This is a genomic window from Acidithiobacillus marinus (assembly GCF_002847505.1).
GTDB classification, from domain to species: Bacteria; Pseudomonadota; Gammaproteobacteria; order Acidithiobacillales; family Acidithiobacillaceae; genus Acidithiobacillus; species Acidithiobacillus marinus.
Window position 1 is genome coordinate 1 of record NZ_MXAV01000051.1, and the last position, 16,389, is coordinate 16,389.

A 16,389-nucleotide genomic window follows, 5' to 3' on the forward strand; every position below is an offset into this window, starting at 1 on the left:
CCTTCGCGGAATCCACTGGATATGATAAACAGTATCGTCAGAATAACGAATCCAGCCAGAGGAACAATGGCTATCCCATCCATCAGTAATCTCCTAATTCACGATCATTTTATGGTCAACAATCACGTTTCTATTATGTTGCTTTGTGGCTGCCCTTCTTATGCGCAGTTCATCGATGGCTTTTCTTGCGAGCGTGATTCTAAGGGCCTTCATTTTTTCTATGGTTACGGCCTCATCCTCTTCTCTGGAAGCTGCAAGATCAGCATAGCCATTCTCGTCCATATCTTTTACAAACAACCGGCCTTTATCTGTCATGTCCCAGATAAAGGTGTGTGACTTTTCTGTAGGTAGGTTTTCGTTGTCAATGATCTCGTCCACGATAAAGCGGCTAATCACCGTATCCACATAGCGCACACCGAATTTAGTTTGGCCCACTTTCTCCGTAAGAAACCCCAAAGCCACAGGGCTAATATCCACAACCAGAATCCGGTATTCCATGGCAATTTTTACGGCCGTATCCGAGCGATACTTGTGTGTGATAATGGCCGCAATATCTACATCATCCAGCGCGCTGAAGTGGATGACCTCCTGGATTCTGCCCACAAACTCTGTTCTGAACGGGGCGTTGTTTGCGCCCGTTCGATGATTCTGAATCGTGCTGGAAGCAATCCGTTCGCGGAGGTCGTCATCCTCCATCGTATCCAGGTTTTCCCCCGCCAGGATGTTTGAGGTCATGACGACAATGGCGTCGGTAATATCGATCCGTTCACCGAACGAAGCGTCTTCCATGTAGCCCTCATCCAGCGCGGTCATCATGCCATCGAATAACTCCTGGGATCCTTTTTCAATTTCATCGATCAGAATCACGCACTGCCCACCCATTGCTTTGACTTGTTGCGTTAGAAGCCCGCCTTTGTCCGACCCCTGATAACCGCGTGGGGGACCAAACGCCTTGAACTGGCCGCCCTCCCCTACACACTCATTGGCGTTGAAGCGGGCAATGTGGGTGCGGTCGCCATAAACCATTTCGGCAATCGCTTTCGCAGATTCCGTTTTCCCCACGCCTGATGGCCCCAGGAGCAGCATGCTCATGAAAGGTTTGCCGCGCCGGCCCAACAGCCCACTTCTGGCTCTCTTGATGGCTCTGTCGATTCTTTGTATGGCCTGCTTCTGACCAAAGAGCGGGGTGCTGGTTTGCGCGATGCTCGTAATCTCTGTTTCTGATGTTTCCATCATTTTTCTCCATGTTTGAGTGGTGCGATGCACCCTTATGAATGGTATTATACACGTTATTGCTCTGGTTTTTGGGGGTAAAATAGTGGATAGAGTAAGGGCTTCTGCCTTTATTTTTATGATCATCCTCCTTTCTTTTCCTTGGTATCCTGTATGGTGGTTCATGATTTTGGCCTTAATCGTGCAGTTCGCGCTGGGTGTAGCCATAGTATTTAACCGCGAAAGACTACGATTTGTGCTTATCAATCTGATCCCTCACCGGCATCCATATCAGCAACGCATGCGTCTGAAAGTGGGCCGGCACAAGCACGAGGAGTACGGGATCCCCAAGCAGACCTTTGTGGGTGTCATCGAAGAGGATCTCTGATGGGTACAACTGTTCAAGATGTGGCGCGCGACACCGTAAATAACCAGACTGCAGGCATTCTCCAACCCAAGAAAAGGGCGGCCATCAAGCGATATTTAGAGGACTTTTTTGAGCGTCGGGTGCTCGGCAGTGATCTGTATGGTGAATACGATGTCCGTTATGGTGATCCCCTTTTTGTAGATGACCAGGGATCCGTCCGGCATGAACTCGCGATGGGTAAGTCCGGTGCCGGCAAAACGGTTTATCTGGTGAATAAAGCCCTGGGCCAGATCCGGCGTGGGGGTGGCGTTGGCGTTATCGAGAGTAAAAGCGACTACGAGTTTCGGGACATGACGATGGCCATGTGTGACGCCTATGGCCGCTCGCTCGATTTCCGTTGTGTAAATATAGATAACGCCAAGGAGTCGAATACCTATAGTCCCTGGAATCGCGGAGGACCAGATGTTTGCGCATCGCGGGTCACCGGAACGGTGGAAACCGGAGGGAATCCTTCCGCAGAGCACTTCAAGGAAATGGCGCACTCTGCGCTGCAGGCAACCATTGGCGCCATTAAACACCTGGGTTTGTCGTTCAATGCGTTGGACTTGTACATATTGCTGAACAACCCCAACGCCATGTCGTGGCTCGAAGAACGGGTTAAGTCCCGGGGGGTGAGTGAGGCTGCCACTCTTTATACCATGCACCTCGATAGCTATCGCTCCATGAACAAAGAGGGCGTTCTGACCATAGATCTCGCGCGTATGCGGCAGCAGATTGGTGGTGTTGCCAATCGGTTGTATCCCTACGGGATTGGGGATATGGGCGAAGTGCTCAATCCTTACTCGGCCGAAGTAGACCTTCTGCGGGGTCATGATGAGTCCCACATCATGTTCTTCATGACTCCCGAGTTGGAAAAAAGTGAAACAGCCAAGTCCTTTGCAAAGATTCTTTTTTCTGACCTGCGCTCGGTGATAGCTCAGATGTACCGCCGCCGGGATGCTGATAAGCTGGACATTCCCTATCGCTGGCTATTCGACGAATTTGGTTCTTATGCCAGCCGGCAGATTACTACGCCACTGGAAATGATGCGCGGATCCAGAATCGGCGCCACCATGTTTTTTCAGGCATCTGCCAATCTGGTTGAAGAGCCGCTCGGAGAAACCTTCCGATCAAAGATTTTTGCGAATACCGATATCAAGACGTTTTTGCCTCTAGGTGACCCGGAATCCATGGAGTACGCCGCCGACTTTTGTGCAGATGCTTTGCAAAATCTTAAGATGCAGGCGAGTGGCGTCAGTCACGCGAAAGGGAACAAGAACCTCGATTTCGACATATTTCACAATATATCCGAATCCGCTACCGACAGCATGACCCTGAAAGAGCAGTATGACTATCGGGTGCGACCAACCGAGTTCCGGGATCTGGAAATTGGCCAGGCCATTATCGCTCATGGCAAGCACATCATGAAAGTCCGATTCCCTGAAGTTATTTTGCCTAACGGCATCCCTCCTTTCAGTCTGGAGCGAATCCGGACGCCCTATATAAAGGGGTTGGATATGCGCGAAATGTATGATGCTGCTTTCTCGCTTGAGAAGGCGGTATCTGTGTCTGCATGAAGTCTAAAACCCAGTCGATTCTAGCCCGCTTGAGCGAGTCTCAACTTCCTGCGGCTCTGGATGAGGGGCATACGGTAATGGTTGCCGGGCCTGGCTCTGGAAAGACTACAACGATGGTTGCCAAGGCTGCTTATCTTTCCGAGAAGTACGGCCCGGAAAAGGTAGCCATGCTGACGTTCACGCGCAATGCTGCCCAAGAAATGCGGGAAAGGTTGGGCGCCGCCATTGGTGTCCACGAAGCCGCTGCCGTGCATATTTCTACATTACACGTCGCCATGGGCGAGATTGTATCGAAAGTGAGTAAATGGAAAAAACGAAAGCGATTAAGGCCCGGAGAAGCCCTTTCCATGATTCACAAATCCCTTGATGAGGCGCATGGAGCGCGCCTTGACAATAACCAGAGGGCCAGATGCTTCACTGCTTTTAACCTGATAAGGAGCCGGTACCCCCTCCCGGATAAGCCGCCAGACGGAAATAGTGAAACTGTTATAGCTTATGCGGCAGTTGTTAGTTATCTGGAGTCCCTCAAGGAACTGAATCTGACAGACTATGACAGCATGCTCAAGGATAGCGTGGAAGCTCTGCAGATGGGATTGGCAAAGCCCATGGATCGGCGGTTTCTTATCGTCGATGAATACCAGGACACTGATGAAACGCAGCATGAGTGGATCAAAATACATGCCCGACATGGGGTTATGGTCACTATCGTTGGTGATGACGATCAATCGATCTACGCATTTCGTGGTTCTATTGGTTATAAAAGCATGGTCGATTTCATGGAATCCTTCCCGCATAACCGTTACAACGTAACGACGACTTATCGTACTGCCCCATTAATTATGAAAGCAGCTACTAATATGATCGGCCGAAACGCACAGCGACTCGATAAAGATGTTAAATCTGGCGTCAGCTCCAATCCAGGGGTGATCGAATTTCGAGTGTATAAACGTAATGGTTTGCTCCAGGAAGCGCGGATGTCTCAAGACCTGAGTGGATTTTATACCATTGATTCTGGAGATATGGTGACTGATGAAGAATCTTGCGGAGACCCTGATAATGATACTGATCCGCAAGATGATGCCGAAAGCGCGGCGGCTGATGTGGGTGGTGCGGCGTATCAGGAGGCCTCTGCGGCCGTGGATTATGTGGCTGGACTGATGCAGTTCGAGGGCGGGGTTGGTGCGATTCTGGCCAGGACGAATTTCTCTCTCGGTATGCTGGAGGCCAGGGCGCGGCAAATAGGTATTCCTTACCAGCGTTCCGGGGCCGGTGTGTTCCTTGATAAGCCGCACATTTCTGAAGCACTCGCATTGATTTCCATGGGGTTTGAGTTGCCAAACAAGAAGAATGTCGGGATGGCTCTATCGCTCTATCAAATCACGCCGGCAAGTATAAGTCAGGTCATTAAAGTGATGGGAGCTTGCGGGGCGTGTGCAGATCCTTTTGACTTTCTCTTCGACTCAGAATTATATGCAGGCCTCGATACAGTGGATGATGCGACCAAGCTGAGGGCCTTTCGTGAAGCGATTGCCGATTGGCGTGACCTTGTTTTGACGCGCGGCAAATGTTTAACCCGAGATATGATTCAAGAGATTCAGAATGGTTTAAGCGCACTGCTGAGCGATGTTTGTCTGTACCAATCCGACAAGGGTAAAAAACTGAACGAGCTGAATTTTTTCTTTTCTTTTGTTGGACATAAAGTGGATGGATCCATTCAGGAAAGGGTGCGATCGGCGGCCAGAATACTCGGTGGCGAACCCAGCACCACGAACAGTGATAGTCGCCAACTTTACATTGGCACGCTCCACTCCGCGAAAGGTATGGAATTTGATTATGTGTGGTTGCTGCGCTGTAACGCCACAGACCCGCAAGACGGCATGGATTTGGTTTCAAGCATCGAAGAAGAGCGCAGGCTTTTTTACGTCGGCATGACGCGTGCAAAAACTCATTTGTTTTTTTCCGCCATTCAGACTTCTCGGAGCAAGAGTATCGTGCGGTACATTGGGGAATGCCTACGCTGATCAACCCAAATCGCGCCGAACATCAACAGCGATGTTCGGCGCTTTGGGCTCTATGTTTGCGAAGTGGCCCTGCTCATATCATCGAGATTTTTTGGGAGGCATGGATCTCAATGATGTTGGTGCACTCTGGTTGTACCCACCAGTGGGGGCCGTCTTACTCTGAGCAGCCGCCTGATTATTGGAATTTTGTGGCCCTTGCCTTGTTCTGGCCTGATTTGATCCTCTGTTTAAAGCCGGGCCGGAGCCTTGGCGGCTGGCTGATGGACCGTTGCCCTGGCGTGCTGGGCCTGGGCCTGAACCTCCCGGGCCATTGCCCTGACGACCTGCCGATGGGCCGTTGCCTTGACGCATTGCCCCCGGTCCTGAACCTCCTGGGCCTGAACCTCCCGGGCCGTTGCCCTGACGACCTGCCGATGGGCCGTTGCCCTGGCGTGCTGGTCCCGGTCCTGAACCTCCTGGGCCTGAACCTCCCGGGCCATTGCCCTGACGACCTGCCGATGGGCCGTTGCCCTGGCGTGCTGGTCCCGGTCCTGAACCTCCTGGGCCTGAACCTCCCGGGCCATTGCCCTGACGACCTGCCGATGGGCCGTTGCTTTGACGCACTGCCCCCGGTCCAGAACCTCCTGGGCCTGAACCTCCCGGGCCACTGCCCTGGCGACCTACCGATGGGCCGTTACCTTGGCGTGCAGGTTCCGAACCGGAAGCGTTGACATTATTCCCTTGCCCGACGGCAGATGTTTTGCTTTGTTGAGACGATTGGCTGGGGCTTTGAGATCTCCCTGCCCCGGAACTTTGCGTATTGGTACCGCTGTTAGACCCATCCCCGGCTCCATCGGTTGCCGCTGTAGATCCTGAAGCTGTTTTTGCTGATGACTGGCCGCCGCCAGCGCCGATGTTTTGCTTGGTGTTGTTAGGGGCGCTTGGTACCCCTCCAGTTGCTTTAGGGGCAGAAGCAGAAACTCCGCCGCCCTTTACCGGATTAGATGGCGTTAGTCCGCCACCGGTGCCCGGAGTGTTGCCACCTGGGGCAGTCGTCTTTCCAGGTGTTTTTCCAGAGCTTTTACCGCCCTTTCTTCCCGCTCTCATTGCGACCATGGCAGCCATTGTTGCCGCTGCGCCGGTAGCTCTAGCCATGCTGCTGCCGAAATTGTTTCTCATGCCATCGCCCGCTTTGCCGAACAGCAGCATATAGGCGATGGTTGGTATCGCCAAAAAACCCATCGCTTCAAATATGTTGACGATGTGATTCATGAGCGCGGGGTTGGAAACAATGCCAATATTCGGGGACATCATGCTAGACGAGCCGTAATTGTTCACGTTGTTGGCCAGATGCGGGATAATGCCATCCAGCCCATCACAAACGATCAGCCAAATGATGTAAAGGGCATCCCAGAGATTCACCAGAATGACCGGCAATGCCATCCATTCCATGGCATGCATAAAACGTCCCGCTATCAGCATCCAGAAAGGACCGATAACGCTGACCAGGATGGCAGCCGTCATGGAAAGGCCGATGATGTATGGGGCGGCGGTATTGAACAATGTGCCAATGGAATAAACAACGACCTCTATCAATCCCGTGATCGTGAAGCTTCCCAAGTCTGCCAGTGTTTTCCCGAGCCAAGAAGATACGCCCGGCGTATGCCCAACAACGTCTTTTGGCCGCCTGATTTGGTTGGCGAACATCTGCAGGGTCTGCGCACAAGCTTCGTCGCCATGCGTGGCGCACATAGCTTGCATCGCGGCCACATTTTTCGGGTTGCGCGCATAGCCGGCAACAGAAGCGACCAGCACGCTGCGGCCAAGATTCTGGTATAAGTCGCTTAATGATGTGAACTTCTGGGTCGGGTCGTTTGTCTTTTTCCCCCCGAAGTAATCTTCCACGTCCACGGCCAGATCGGATGCAATGGCCTGCGTAGGTGTTCCTTCCTCTGTCCTTCTCATTTCTTTGTAGTCTTTTTTTGAATCGATCTGCTTGAAGATCAAATTAGGTAACCACGCATAGGCTTCTGAAGTCCAGGACGTCACTGGCGTTACTGTGTTGTGCACTTTATCGTAGGTGGAAATGTCCTGATTGAGTTTCCAGTATTTCTTGCTGAACAGCTTGACGTTGACATAGGTTGGGGTGCTGCTTTTCGAGCTGCTAGATGTGCCCGCCGTAAATGGCACAACCGATCCTAGCTTGTCGGCAACACCGGCCAGTTGCGTTTGCTGTTGTGCTACGAGTTCTGGCCAGCTGGGATTCGGGGGGTCTGACTTTAATAGTGATTTGACCTTGGCGGCCAGCTTCCCGTAATCGGGGTCTGTCTGGCTGTTCGTGCTGTAGGGATTAGCAAACACATAGGCCAGTTGCGGGTTGGCTTGCAGGGCAGTTGCCAGCTTTGGATCTGACTTCAGGATTGCCGGTGCCAATACGTTTTTCCATTGAGCGATATTGGCTGCAATTTGAGGGTCATTGGATTGCATGGCAGAACTGAGGTCGGTATCGATGGCTGACTGGACACCAGGCCACAAGTCCGTATCGGAGGTTCCGGCGATTTTGGCGGCGAGCGTCGGCAACCCGGATGATATTTGATAGGCCAGGTAGGTGATGCCGTTGACAAGGCCGAGAGATCCCGTTGAGAAGTCGTGCATCGAAGAAAGGATACTGTTTCCATCGACCGCTTTCTTGACGGTTGTTCCGGTGCTACCGGCAATCACGTCATTCATGGCAATTTGCACCGGAAAATAAAACAGCCCAACAGCTACCATTATTGAAGCAAATTTTTTAATCACATGCAGAAGGGCATCCGGTTCTTCTATATTGTTAAAAATAGTGTGAAAAATCCCGAAGACTGCGAGTATGAAAAACAGCCATCCGCCATATTCAATGAGGCCGCGAATGATCGAACCGGTAATGGTAAATCCCACTGCAGCAAAAATATTGATGACCATTTGAACTGGTGCGGATTCCATTTATAGCACTCCATTCGGGTTTACATTCTGTACGGGGTTGGGTCCATTGTCTGTTCTCATGTTCTTAATCTGGCTTTCGTTCAGTTGCACAGCGGCTACTTCTGACTGGGCGATCTTGGTTTTCGCATTTTCGTAATTCTGCATGGCGTTCACCTGGTTCTGGAGCATCGCGATCTGTTTCATGAGCGATTTCTTTTTGTTGAGCAGGTCTGTTGTGGTTGCTGATGGGGTGGAACTACTGGACGAGCTGGATGATTTTGATGCATCCAGCTTGAGCGTTGTTTTTTCAACAGCTTGATAAAGTTTAATGATTTGAGCGCGGATGTCGGCAATCGCGATTTGTCCGGACAAAGCGGAAACATAAAGTGTTTGGGCTTGTGGTGGCAATTCTTGTGCGGCAGAAAATCCCGATGAATTAACGATATTTCTCGCTTGGGCGGGTAGGCATGCGCCGCTCCCGCTGTCCGCTGCTGCGGGCTTGTTCAGTGCTGAGGATGTGCAATTAGGGATCTGGGATGAGGGTGTCCCGCCCAGGATTTCATTCAGCGCATAGGCCACATGCGTTTGCATGTTTTTGTTCATGTCATAGACGGTGGTTTGCGGTGGCTTGACGACGACAGATGCTTGGCCATTCGAGTTGTCACCGACTTTTGTGTCCTGGAGCAATCCCATCAGACTTTCGATTCGCGTAGTGACATTCATATCGGTGTATTTTTTGAGGAATCCAAGGTTCCCGAAACTTTCCGGAAGATTGTTGCTGACAATGCTGCTGAGTGCGCTGCTGCTATTCACACAGTTTGTGTACGCCTGGGATGGACCTACGCCGTTCGCGATTTGTTGCTCAAAACACTCATTGTGCGCCTGGGCCATTTTGCGAGCGCCCATGTTGGCACCCATGGCTTTGGCCTGCTGCATCGAACACTGGCTCGCGAACTGTGAAAAGTTCAGATCCAGTGTTTTGTTTTCCATGTTCATTACTGAGGCCAATGTCGGATTAGAGTACGCTGTAGCCAGCAAGTAGTTTTCTAAAGCCGATTGTGTGCCGCCAATCAGAGTGTTCTTGAATTTATTGATGATGGCTTTGGGGTTGATAGATTTGATGAAAGCTTCGGGGTTGATGCCCGAGCAGCTCACGCCCAGGCTACCATTAAAACCGATGTTGGCCGTAGCCGAACTGCTGGGGGAATAAAGGGATCCTGACCCAATGGCCGCACCAAACTGCATCGTGTTTTCGCCATCGCCAGAGCTGTACAGCGCGGATGCTTGAGAAACACTGGTGGCAGTTAAAATCACTGCAGCAGCGAAGACGGGCCAAAGTATCTTTCTCTTCCGTTCTCTTCTCATGGTTTATTCCTCAGACTCATATCACGCTTTCTTAGTGCGATGATCGCATCTTTGATCGTTTTCATATTCGCGGTTCCGTCAATGACCATGCCGCGATGGTATTCGGTGTCTGTGATAACAAGTGACGGGACCTCTCTTATGCCCGCTAGTTCGGCTTCTTTTTTATTTTTCGGATTGACGTTGAAATCAAACCAGCTGTTCGCTGCATAACGGATAGCTGCCTGAAGTGAACCCGCCCCCACCAAATCCTCTGACACGGTGATATTGGGATTTTCGGTCGCTATAGCCTGTATCACTTGTTCCTCAGCAGCGCACCCTGGGCACAGCTTCGGCGGTTCTCCCCACATTACAATTTTCATCCCATCGCCGTAATAGTTGGGAATTTTGGATTCCATGGCGAGTAACGGGGGAATTTTTGTTTTTTGTGCCATCAGCTTTTTTTCTTCTCTGGTGAGTGCTGCAGCGACTTCCGTGGCGTTCTCTTGCTGGCGGATGGCCTGCAAAGCCCAGGCTTTGATATGTTCTGGCGTGGGGTCTAAGAGGGCAGATGCCGCAGCTTTCGGGGGTTTCCCGTAATTTTTGTAAAAGGCTTTCTCGCGGCTCTCCAAGCTATTTTCTGGTGGCTTTTTGGGTTGTTTGATCTTTTTCTTTGCGGCCTTTTTAACCTCTTGTTTTTTGAGGCAGGCGATCATGTTGCCTGGGGTCAGGAATGATCCACATGCCGGGCCGATTGGCCCCGGCGTCAGAAAGGATCCCGCAATGGCGCTCTGCCCGAAAGCGGCACAAGAGATTGCGAGCACGACGCTTTGCCACTTATGCACGCGGAATCTCGTTCGCATCTGCATAATTTTTGGTAGCGCCACTGATGAATATGACTTGCGCCCCGGAGTCCGGTTCATTGTTGCCCCCTTGGGCGATGTCGAGGCCTTTGGGGTAGGTGATATGTTCTTTGGCCATCGCCACGGCCAGTTCTGCCATAGCCTCCAGAGATCCTCCGGAAACCTTTAATATCACTTGGGCTTCCGGGTGCTGGTTTTTGATTTTTACCGCCGTAGCCATGGCTTTCCCGGCATTGCTTTTTGTGGTGTAGATCAGGATTTTGGCAATATGTTGATCCTGGCCTGCGGATCTGCGGGGCATCATGCTGGGGTTTTGGGTGGCTACGGTTGATGAGGCTATTTTTTCGATTCTTAGAAAAGGATAAATCTTGCAGATGCTGGCTTTTGGATACACCACCCCCGTGATGGAAACCCGTCCATGGATATGCTTAGTCTGTCTCGGCAAGAGTTCATAATTGCCGTGATCTGACCGTAACAAATCGGCTTTGGCGCATGGTTCTCCATCGGTGATAGTGCCGTGGAATGTTTCGGAAAACGCCGACATTGAGAATGCGCAAAAAACAATGCCCATTGCGAGTAGAGCCCTTGTGTTCATCGCGCACCCACCGTTACGGCGTACCCCTGGGGTGCGCTAAAAGTAACAGTATGGCGGGTATTGCTGACCTTCCCGACAATCCAACCGGATGCAAATCGATGGCCGAATGAAACCCAGTGCCCTGTGCTGATAGCGCCATTTTTGATGACGTAGGCATAGCTCTCACCGCCCCTCTTGAGGGTTCTGATGACCTCGTATGGCGGTGGCGTCTTTTGGGTGACTGTCGCTCGAATTCCTTGCGTTGTCGGCAAGGCTGGCTCCCCGATGTTTGCCGTCTTTTGCGGTTGTTGGGTGCCCGGGATAGCTAATCCGAACGCGGGGCGGTGATACTCCGGCATAGGAGTGTAAGGTGCTGATGGTGCGGAGTACCCTGGATTTGGGGCGCTGTAAGGTGATGCGCTTCCTGTGAGGCCGGGTCCGCTCGGCGGGGTGTCGCTCAGCGCGGAACTGGGAATAACCGGTTCTTTAGGGGCTCCACCCTGGTGAATTTGGCTATCTGCCCACCGCAAATAAGCACTCTCCCCGCCTCTCGGTGATGACGGCGGTGGCGTCTCCGATGCCTGCGCCACAGGATGGGATGTTTTTTGCTTTGGAATATGGATGATAGGGACCGTTGTGGAAGCTGTGTGAGCATGTGGTTGCATTTGTTGTTGTACGGACTGCGGGCTGAGGGACGCGGCGGCCTCAGTCGCGGGGTTCGTTGACGCGACTTTGCTTGCCGGTAATTCTTGGTTGGTAATTTTACCGGAGAGAACGTGTGGCTGCTCGGCTCTCACCTTGTTTATTTGCGCCTCTGCCGCGTGCTCATTTTTCATCTGCTCGTAACCAAAAGCAGCTATCCCCAGAATGATGGCTGACGCCACAGAAAAAGCGATGATCTTCTTCTTTTTGGCGTTTGGGTTATGGCTCGCATACTTGCTTGGTGGCGATACCTGGACGTCGAAATCATCCGTGTCGTCGTCAAGGTCCGCAGAGGTCGAGGGCGCCTCGTCGTAGGACCCTGCATCCGCCAATTCGTCAGATGGCGGAACGGATGTGGTTATTGCCATATCCCCTTCATCGTCTGCACTCTGCGAAGCTTCCTCGTTATGGCCGCTGGAAATATCAGGATGGCTTTCTTGTGCGCCCTGTTCATCCAGCGCTTCGTCGATAAGCGGATCATTGACAGTCGGCTCTTTCCGGTCCTTATTTTGGTGCCCAAGACCTTTGTTGCCTAACATATCCAGAAGTTTCTTGTTCATTAAATACCCTCTTTGTTAAGCTGCTTTAATGCCATAAGGATACTCTCTTACGAAGCGTTTCAGCGCGCTCATGTTGTCATTGTTCTCTTCGAGAAGTAATTTATTATAAATCGCAGTGTCCGTTGGCTCTGTCGAAGATAGCGCATAGGAAAGCGGGTCTGGAACCACGCGACCAACTGTGGATGGCATGCCTTCCATGCTGACATAAAATTCACCATAATACCGCTTCCTTAGCTGCAGTGAGCGGATTAGCGCGAGGTCGTTTTTACTCACAGGAATATAGTTGCCGAGTTTTTCCATCTCGCTTTCACTTTGCGGCAAGACAAACTTGGTAGCGGTGTTTGCGAGGATGACCTGCCCGACCGGGGAATCGTAATCAGCCATTCGTTGACTGATAGCAAAAGCCTGGCCGCCTAAAGATCGGTACGCCCGGAATGATGTATCAAGGAAGTCGGCGGAGTAACCATCTTTAAGCAGACTCCAGATTTCATCAATGCCAATCAGTTTCTTGACGCCAACCAGCTTTGGGTCGTACATGATGTCGTTGATAAAATGGAACAAGGACAAGACTACAAATCCTTGGCACTGCATCCCTGAAAGTTTGGCGAGATTGAAAAATATGAAGCGGTCGTCATCTTTGATTTCTCTCGGTGAATCTACGAGCTTAGAAAACTGCCCCGTTTCGTAAGCCCGCATCTTTTGGGCTAGTAACTCGCCCTTTTGGCCTTTTGTGCGTAAAACAGTCAGGATATCTTTGAGAAGCGTCTCACGAATAATCGTGTCGGTTGCTTCATCGTAGTTTTCTTGCGAAGCCTGTAAAGCCGATGAGGACAGGAGCTCTTCATCGATTTTATCTACTTCATTGGTGTTTTTTCCTTGGGTGATTGCTTGTATGAGTGCCGTTGTCCAAAACGCCTGGTTCGCTTTTGTGGGTTTTCCTCCAAAAGGATTGATACTTACAGGGTTGTCGAGATCGATTTCGACATACTTCCCCAGTAGATTGGCAAGTTTCTTGTAGTCCGGCTTGATGCTGATGAGCGTTGCGCGCACGTTATTTAGCCGCCACATCTGTTTGATGTAGTCATGCACAAAAAACGATTTCCCTGAGCCTGATCCACCAGCTATCAAGAAATGGGGATTAGATTCTGCCAACGCTGGATTGATAAACAGGGGATTTCCCCACCGGCTGGCATACATGACTGGCGGCATGGATTCGATGTCGCTGTCACTGAGCGCGTCGTTCTTGTCGAAGAGGTTTTTGGTGATGCCTTCCCAGGCTCCGCCGAGTGGCAAAATGTCCGCAAGATCCGTGGATAATAAGCGCCTATGCCGCGCCAACCAGAAGTTGATTTTTTTATCCTGGGCCAGCGGGTATGAATGCAGAATGGTATTAGCCCCAATCGTCGTTTCGACGTTGGCCTCCATGTTCCTGGCTCTTAAGAAACCGCAAACACGGTCTGCCATGTCGTCTGCTTCGTCTTCCGTGGTCCCTTGGACGATGACCCCATACATGACGGAGAGCATTTTTTCGCCACGATAAGCGCGTGTTTGCGCCAACTGCATGGATTCCTCGGCCTCTTGCGACTCGATTTTGTTGAAGGCGGTCTGCATCCGGCTGCCGATAAATGATTGCACTTTCAGGCCAGCGACCGCGAGCGCCTGGTTGGGGACGTGGATGTTGGCAACGATCATGATGTCACCAAATTCGCTCACCAGCTCAGAAACCATCCCGCTATAATAGGCCGATGGCTGTGTCGTCATGGTGATCATGCGAAAATAGGTGTTGCCGGTTTTGATGCCGCCGTCGCTGATGCCTATGGGGCCTAGTGATGCCACGGTATCGCCTAGAACATCGCCCTGCCGATATACAGGCGCTCTTGATCTCCGGTCCCGATCAGGGAAAAACATTTTCTGGATAACCGCCAGCAATTCGTTCGCATCTGCTCGCAGATATGCCAGACCGACCGCCGTTATTTGTCGCTCGATCGTTCTGCAGGTGCGGTTAAACGCCCTGATTTTGTCGGAAAGCCTTTTATCGATCTTCTTTTCAATATGCTTCAGGGAGACGGCCCCGATGAGAGAGTCAAGCAGTTTGAGGCTGCCGGCCCATTTATAAGGCTCGGTTCTCAAGGTGATCACAATATCCTGATCTACCGGTTTGAAGTTGATATCCGGGCTATCTGGGAAAAAGCCATCTTTACGCGCGTCCAGCCATCTTTGGGCGGTTTCTTCCGCAAAAAGTTTCGCCGCCTCGTTTTTGCCAGCGGTATTGAGATAGGCGTCAATATATTTGGCGATATTGCTGGTACGCATAGGGATGATCTGCGCGGCGAATCCGCTGGGGATGGCCGCCAGGACTTTGGATACGGCGGCCGAAACCAGCGCGTCGCCATTGGCCATGGTTTCGACCGGAGGAACCCCTATTTTCCAGATGATTCCGAAAGACCCATCTTCCATGATCTGAATTTGGCCCGCCTTGCCAAAACTTATTGGTACAAAATACGGCGGAATATACTCTTTGACCTTGGGACCCGGATCGAGATCATCCTCAATCTGATCATATCGGGCCTGGTTAAAAATTCTTTGCCCCATCATTTTTCTCCCGATATGCTGGTTTGCGACTGGTTCACGTTCGGTATGGCCTGAATGCCTCCCGATGTTTTCCACTGGAATCCACTGATAGGGATACCAACCCAGGTGCCCATGTGCAGGGTGTCATTCGCATCTACCCATGGATAAACATAGGCCATCGCAATTTTTGGGGCTTCGACGATGCCTATCCCGGGAGGAGGGGTGTAAAGCGGGTGTTGGAATGCGGCAGATTTTGCCAGTTGCTTGACCACATTTGACCCGCCACCTTGCGCTTCATGGTAGGCGCGTTGCATAGACATGGTTTTCACAACCACATGGCCCGGTGTGGCGCATCCGGCCAGGAGCGATGCGGCCGCTACAAATCCCATGAGCTTCCACATATTCTTGATAGCCATGTCTTTATCCTTTCTTGAAATTGCGTGTCAACATGGATCCCGACTCCGGTAACGGGATCGTGTCTGTAATAACCACGGTAAGCGGGGTGTTTGCACCTACCTGTATCGACGGTGCATAAAGGGAGAAATACTGCTGCAGGGCTTTAGTGCCTGCCTGTGCTCCACCTTGAGCAACACCAGCCAATGCCGCCGTGTATGGATTTCCGGTCAAAATGGAGGCGCCACCGCCGCCGTTACTGGAATAGGTGGTAGTGTACTGACTTTGATTCACTGTTCCTGCAGCTCCGGAGAGTGCCCCGAGTATGGATTGGCCTACAACCTCGTTGCCCAGGTTTTCATGGACAACGCCCTTCACTCCTTCGATGCCGTCCTGGCCGACTACCCATCCACCAATCGCCCAATTCTCCGTTCTACCGTCGGGCATATTGCAGCTGAGTTTCGTCGGTTTGAACTCGACTCTGGAGGCCGAAAAATCGGGGTATGCCTCTGCTTGCACAAAACAGTTTTTCACATCTGAAGAAAACCCATTGGCGGCATGGTAAGTCCCGTTCAAATTGATCAGGGTAAGGTTGTTATCAGACCCGCCTTGCGTATTCGCTGACGCGACAACGCCATTCAAGAGACTTCCGCGTATAAAGCCATCAGAGGCAATGACTGGAGATTTTTTTTCAACCCGTTTGTCTGCTGTGTTCTTCAATGGAACCCCGCCGTTCATGGCCTGTCCCGGGGTTTCCGTGAATCGAGAACTGCCAGCAGCGCCAGGATTGCCGTTCATGCTGTGGTAAGTAATTTTCCGGCTGTGATTGCGCTCATTCTCTTTCTGTTCAACGATTTCTTGTTGGAGCGCTGACTGCTGGCTCTGCATGGAGCGGATGAGCTGGTTCGTTTCTTGAGAGCTTTTCAGCTGTTCTTTCTGTATGGCAGTAATTTTCTGATTTTGCTTTTTTTCAATCTGATCGAAATTATTTTTAATTTCGTTCGAGATACGCTGCTGATACAGGGGTCCAAACTGCCCTTCTCCCAAGCCGCCCATCTGCAGATTGTTCTGGTCATGCGGTTTAATGGTCCTTTGTACGGGGCGACTTTGTGGGCCTGGTGTAGAAAAAATAACGGCTATGATAATCGTCACGAGGACAACGGCTATCGCGCCGCCTATCCATTTCAGGGTTTCTTTCTTATCTTTTTGATTGCCGCCGGCGTTAGCACCCATCC

Annotated in this window: 12 protein-coding genes; 3 read left to right on the forward strand and 9 right to left on the reverse strand. The window is 51.4% G+C overall.

The features are described from left to right. Nucleotides 1-93: 93 nt before the first annotated feature. Nucleotides 94-1,236 (reverse strand): AAA family ATPase, encoded by a 1,143-nt coding sequence (locus B1757_RS13225; protein ID WP_172437723.1) that lies wholly within the window; start codon nucleotides 1,234-1,236, stop codon nucleotides 94-96. A gap of 160 nt (nucleotides 1,237-1,396) precedes the next feature. Here B1757_RS13225 and B1757_RS15530 point away from each other — a divergent pair, with 160 nt between their 5' ends. Genes B1757_RS15530 through B1757_RS13235 form a run of 3 tightly spaced genes read left to right on the forward strand, consistent with a single transcriptional unit; the run spans nucleotide 1,397 to nucleotide 5,216 of the window. Beyond that, nucleotides 1,397-1,600, forward strand: coding sequence for a hypothetical protein (locus B1757_RS15530; RefSeq protein ID WP_172437724.1), 204 nt, complete (start codon nucleotides 1,397-1,399; stop codon nucleotides 1,598-1,600). Continuing rightward, nucleotides 1,600-3,195: a type IV secretory system conjugative DNA transfer family protein gene (locus tag B1757_RS13230; RefSeq protein WP_101538766.1), complete on the forward strand. Its 1,596-nt coding sequence runs from the start codon at nucleotides 1,600-1,602 to the stop codon at nucleotides 3,193-3,195. The genes B1757_RS15530 and B1757_RS13230 overlap by 1 nt, the downstream gene beginning before the upstream one ends. Continuing rightward, nucleotides 3,192-5,216 (forward strand): ATP-dependent helicase, encoded by a 2,025-nt coding sequence (locus tag B1757_RS13235; protein ID WP_101538767.1) that lies wholly within the window; start codon nucleotides 3,192-3,194, stop codon nucleotides 5,214-5,216. The genes B1757_RS13230 and B1757_RS13235 overlap by 4 nt, the downstream gene beginning before the upstream one ends. A gap of 78 nt (nucleotides 5,217-5,294) precedes the next feature. Here the strand turns inward: B1757_RS13235 and B1757_RS13240 are convergent, their stop codons facing one another. From B1757_RS13240 to B1757_RS13275, 8 genes are read right to left on the reverse strand one after another with little or no spacing between them, the layout of a single operon-like run. After that, complete coding sequence (locus tag B1757_RS13240; RefSeq protein ID WP_143484278.1) at nucleotides 5,295-8,150, reverse strand: hypothetical protein; 2,856 nt, start codon at nucleotides 8,148-8,150, stop codon at nucleotides 5,295-5,297. Nucleotides 8,151-8,171: 21 nt separating this feature from the next. Next, nucleotides 8,172-9,515, reverse strand: coding sequence for a hypothetical protein (locus B1757_RS13245; RefSeq protein WP_101538769.1), 1,344 nt, complete (start codon nucleotides 9,513-9,515; stop codon nucleotides 8,172-8,174). Then, nucleotides 9,512-10,336 (reverse strand): thioredoxin domain-containing protein, encoded by an 825-nt coding sequence (locus B1757_RS13250; protein WP_101538770.1) that lies wholly within the window; start codon nucleotides 10,334-10,336, stop codon nucleotides 9,512-9,514. Before B1757_RS13250 ends, B1757_RS13245 begins: the two co-directional genes overlap by 4 nt. Next, a complete protein-coding gene (locus B1757_RS13255; RefSeq protein ID WP_101538771.1) occupies nucleotides 10,329-10,898 on the reverse strand; it encodes a hypothetical protein in 570 nt (189 codons plus the stop codon). Before B1757_RS13255 ends, B1757_RS13250 begins: the two co-directional genes overlap by 8 nt. A 47-nt stretch (nucleotides 10,899-10,945) precedes the next feature. Then, the gene (locus B1757_RS13260; RefSeq protein WP_101538772.1) at nucleotides 10,946-12,190 is read right to left on the reverse strand and encodes a hypothetical protein; all 1,245 of its coding nucleotides are present in this window, start codon (nucleotides 12,188-12,190) and stop codon (nucleotides 10,946-10,948) included. 15 nt (nucleotides 12,191-12,205) lie between these two features. Further along, complete coding sequence (locus B1757_RS13265; RefSeq protein WP_143484279.1) at nucleotides 12,206-14,785, reverse strand: VirB4 family type IV secretion system protein; 2,580 nt, start codon at nucleotides 14,783-14,785, stop codon at nucleotides 12,206-12,208. After that, nucleotides 14,782-15,177, reverse strand: coding sequence for a hypothetical protein (locus tag B1757_RS13270; protein ID WP_101538774.1), 396 nt, complete (start codon nucleotides 15,175-15,177; stop codon nucleotides 14,782-14,784). The genes B1757_RS13265 and B1757_RS13270 overlap by 4 nt, the downstream gene beginning before the upstream one ends. Before the next feature lie 4 nt (nucleotides 15,178-15,181). After that, nucleotides 15,182-16,387 (reverse strand): TraB/VirB10 family protein, encoded by a 1,206-nt coding sequence (locus B1757_RS13275; protein WP_101538775.1) that lies wholly within the window; start codon nucleotides 16,385-16,387, stop codon nucleotides 15,182-15,184. Nucleotides 16,388-16,389: the final 2 nt, after the last annotated feature.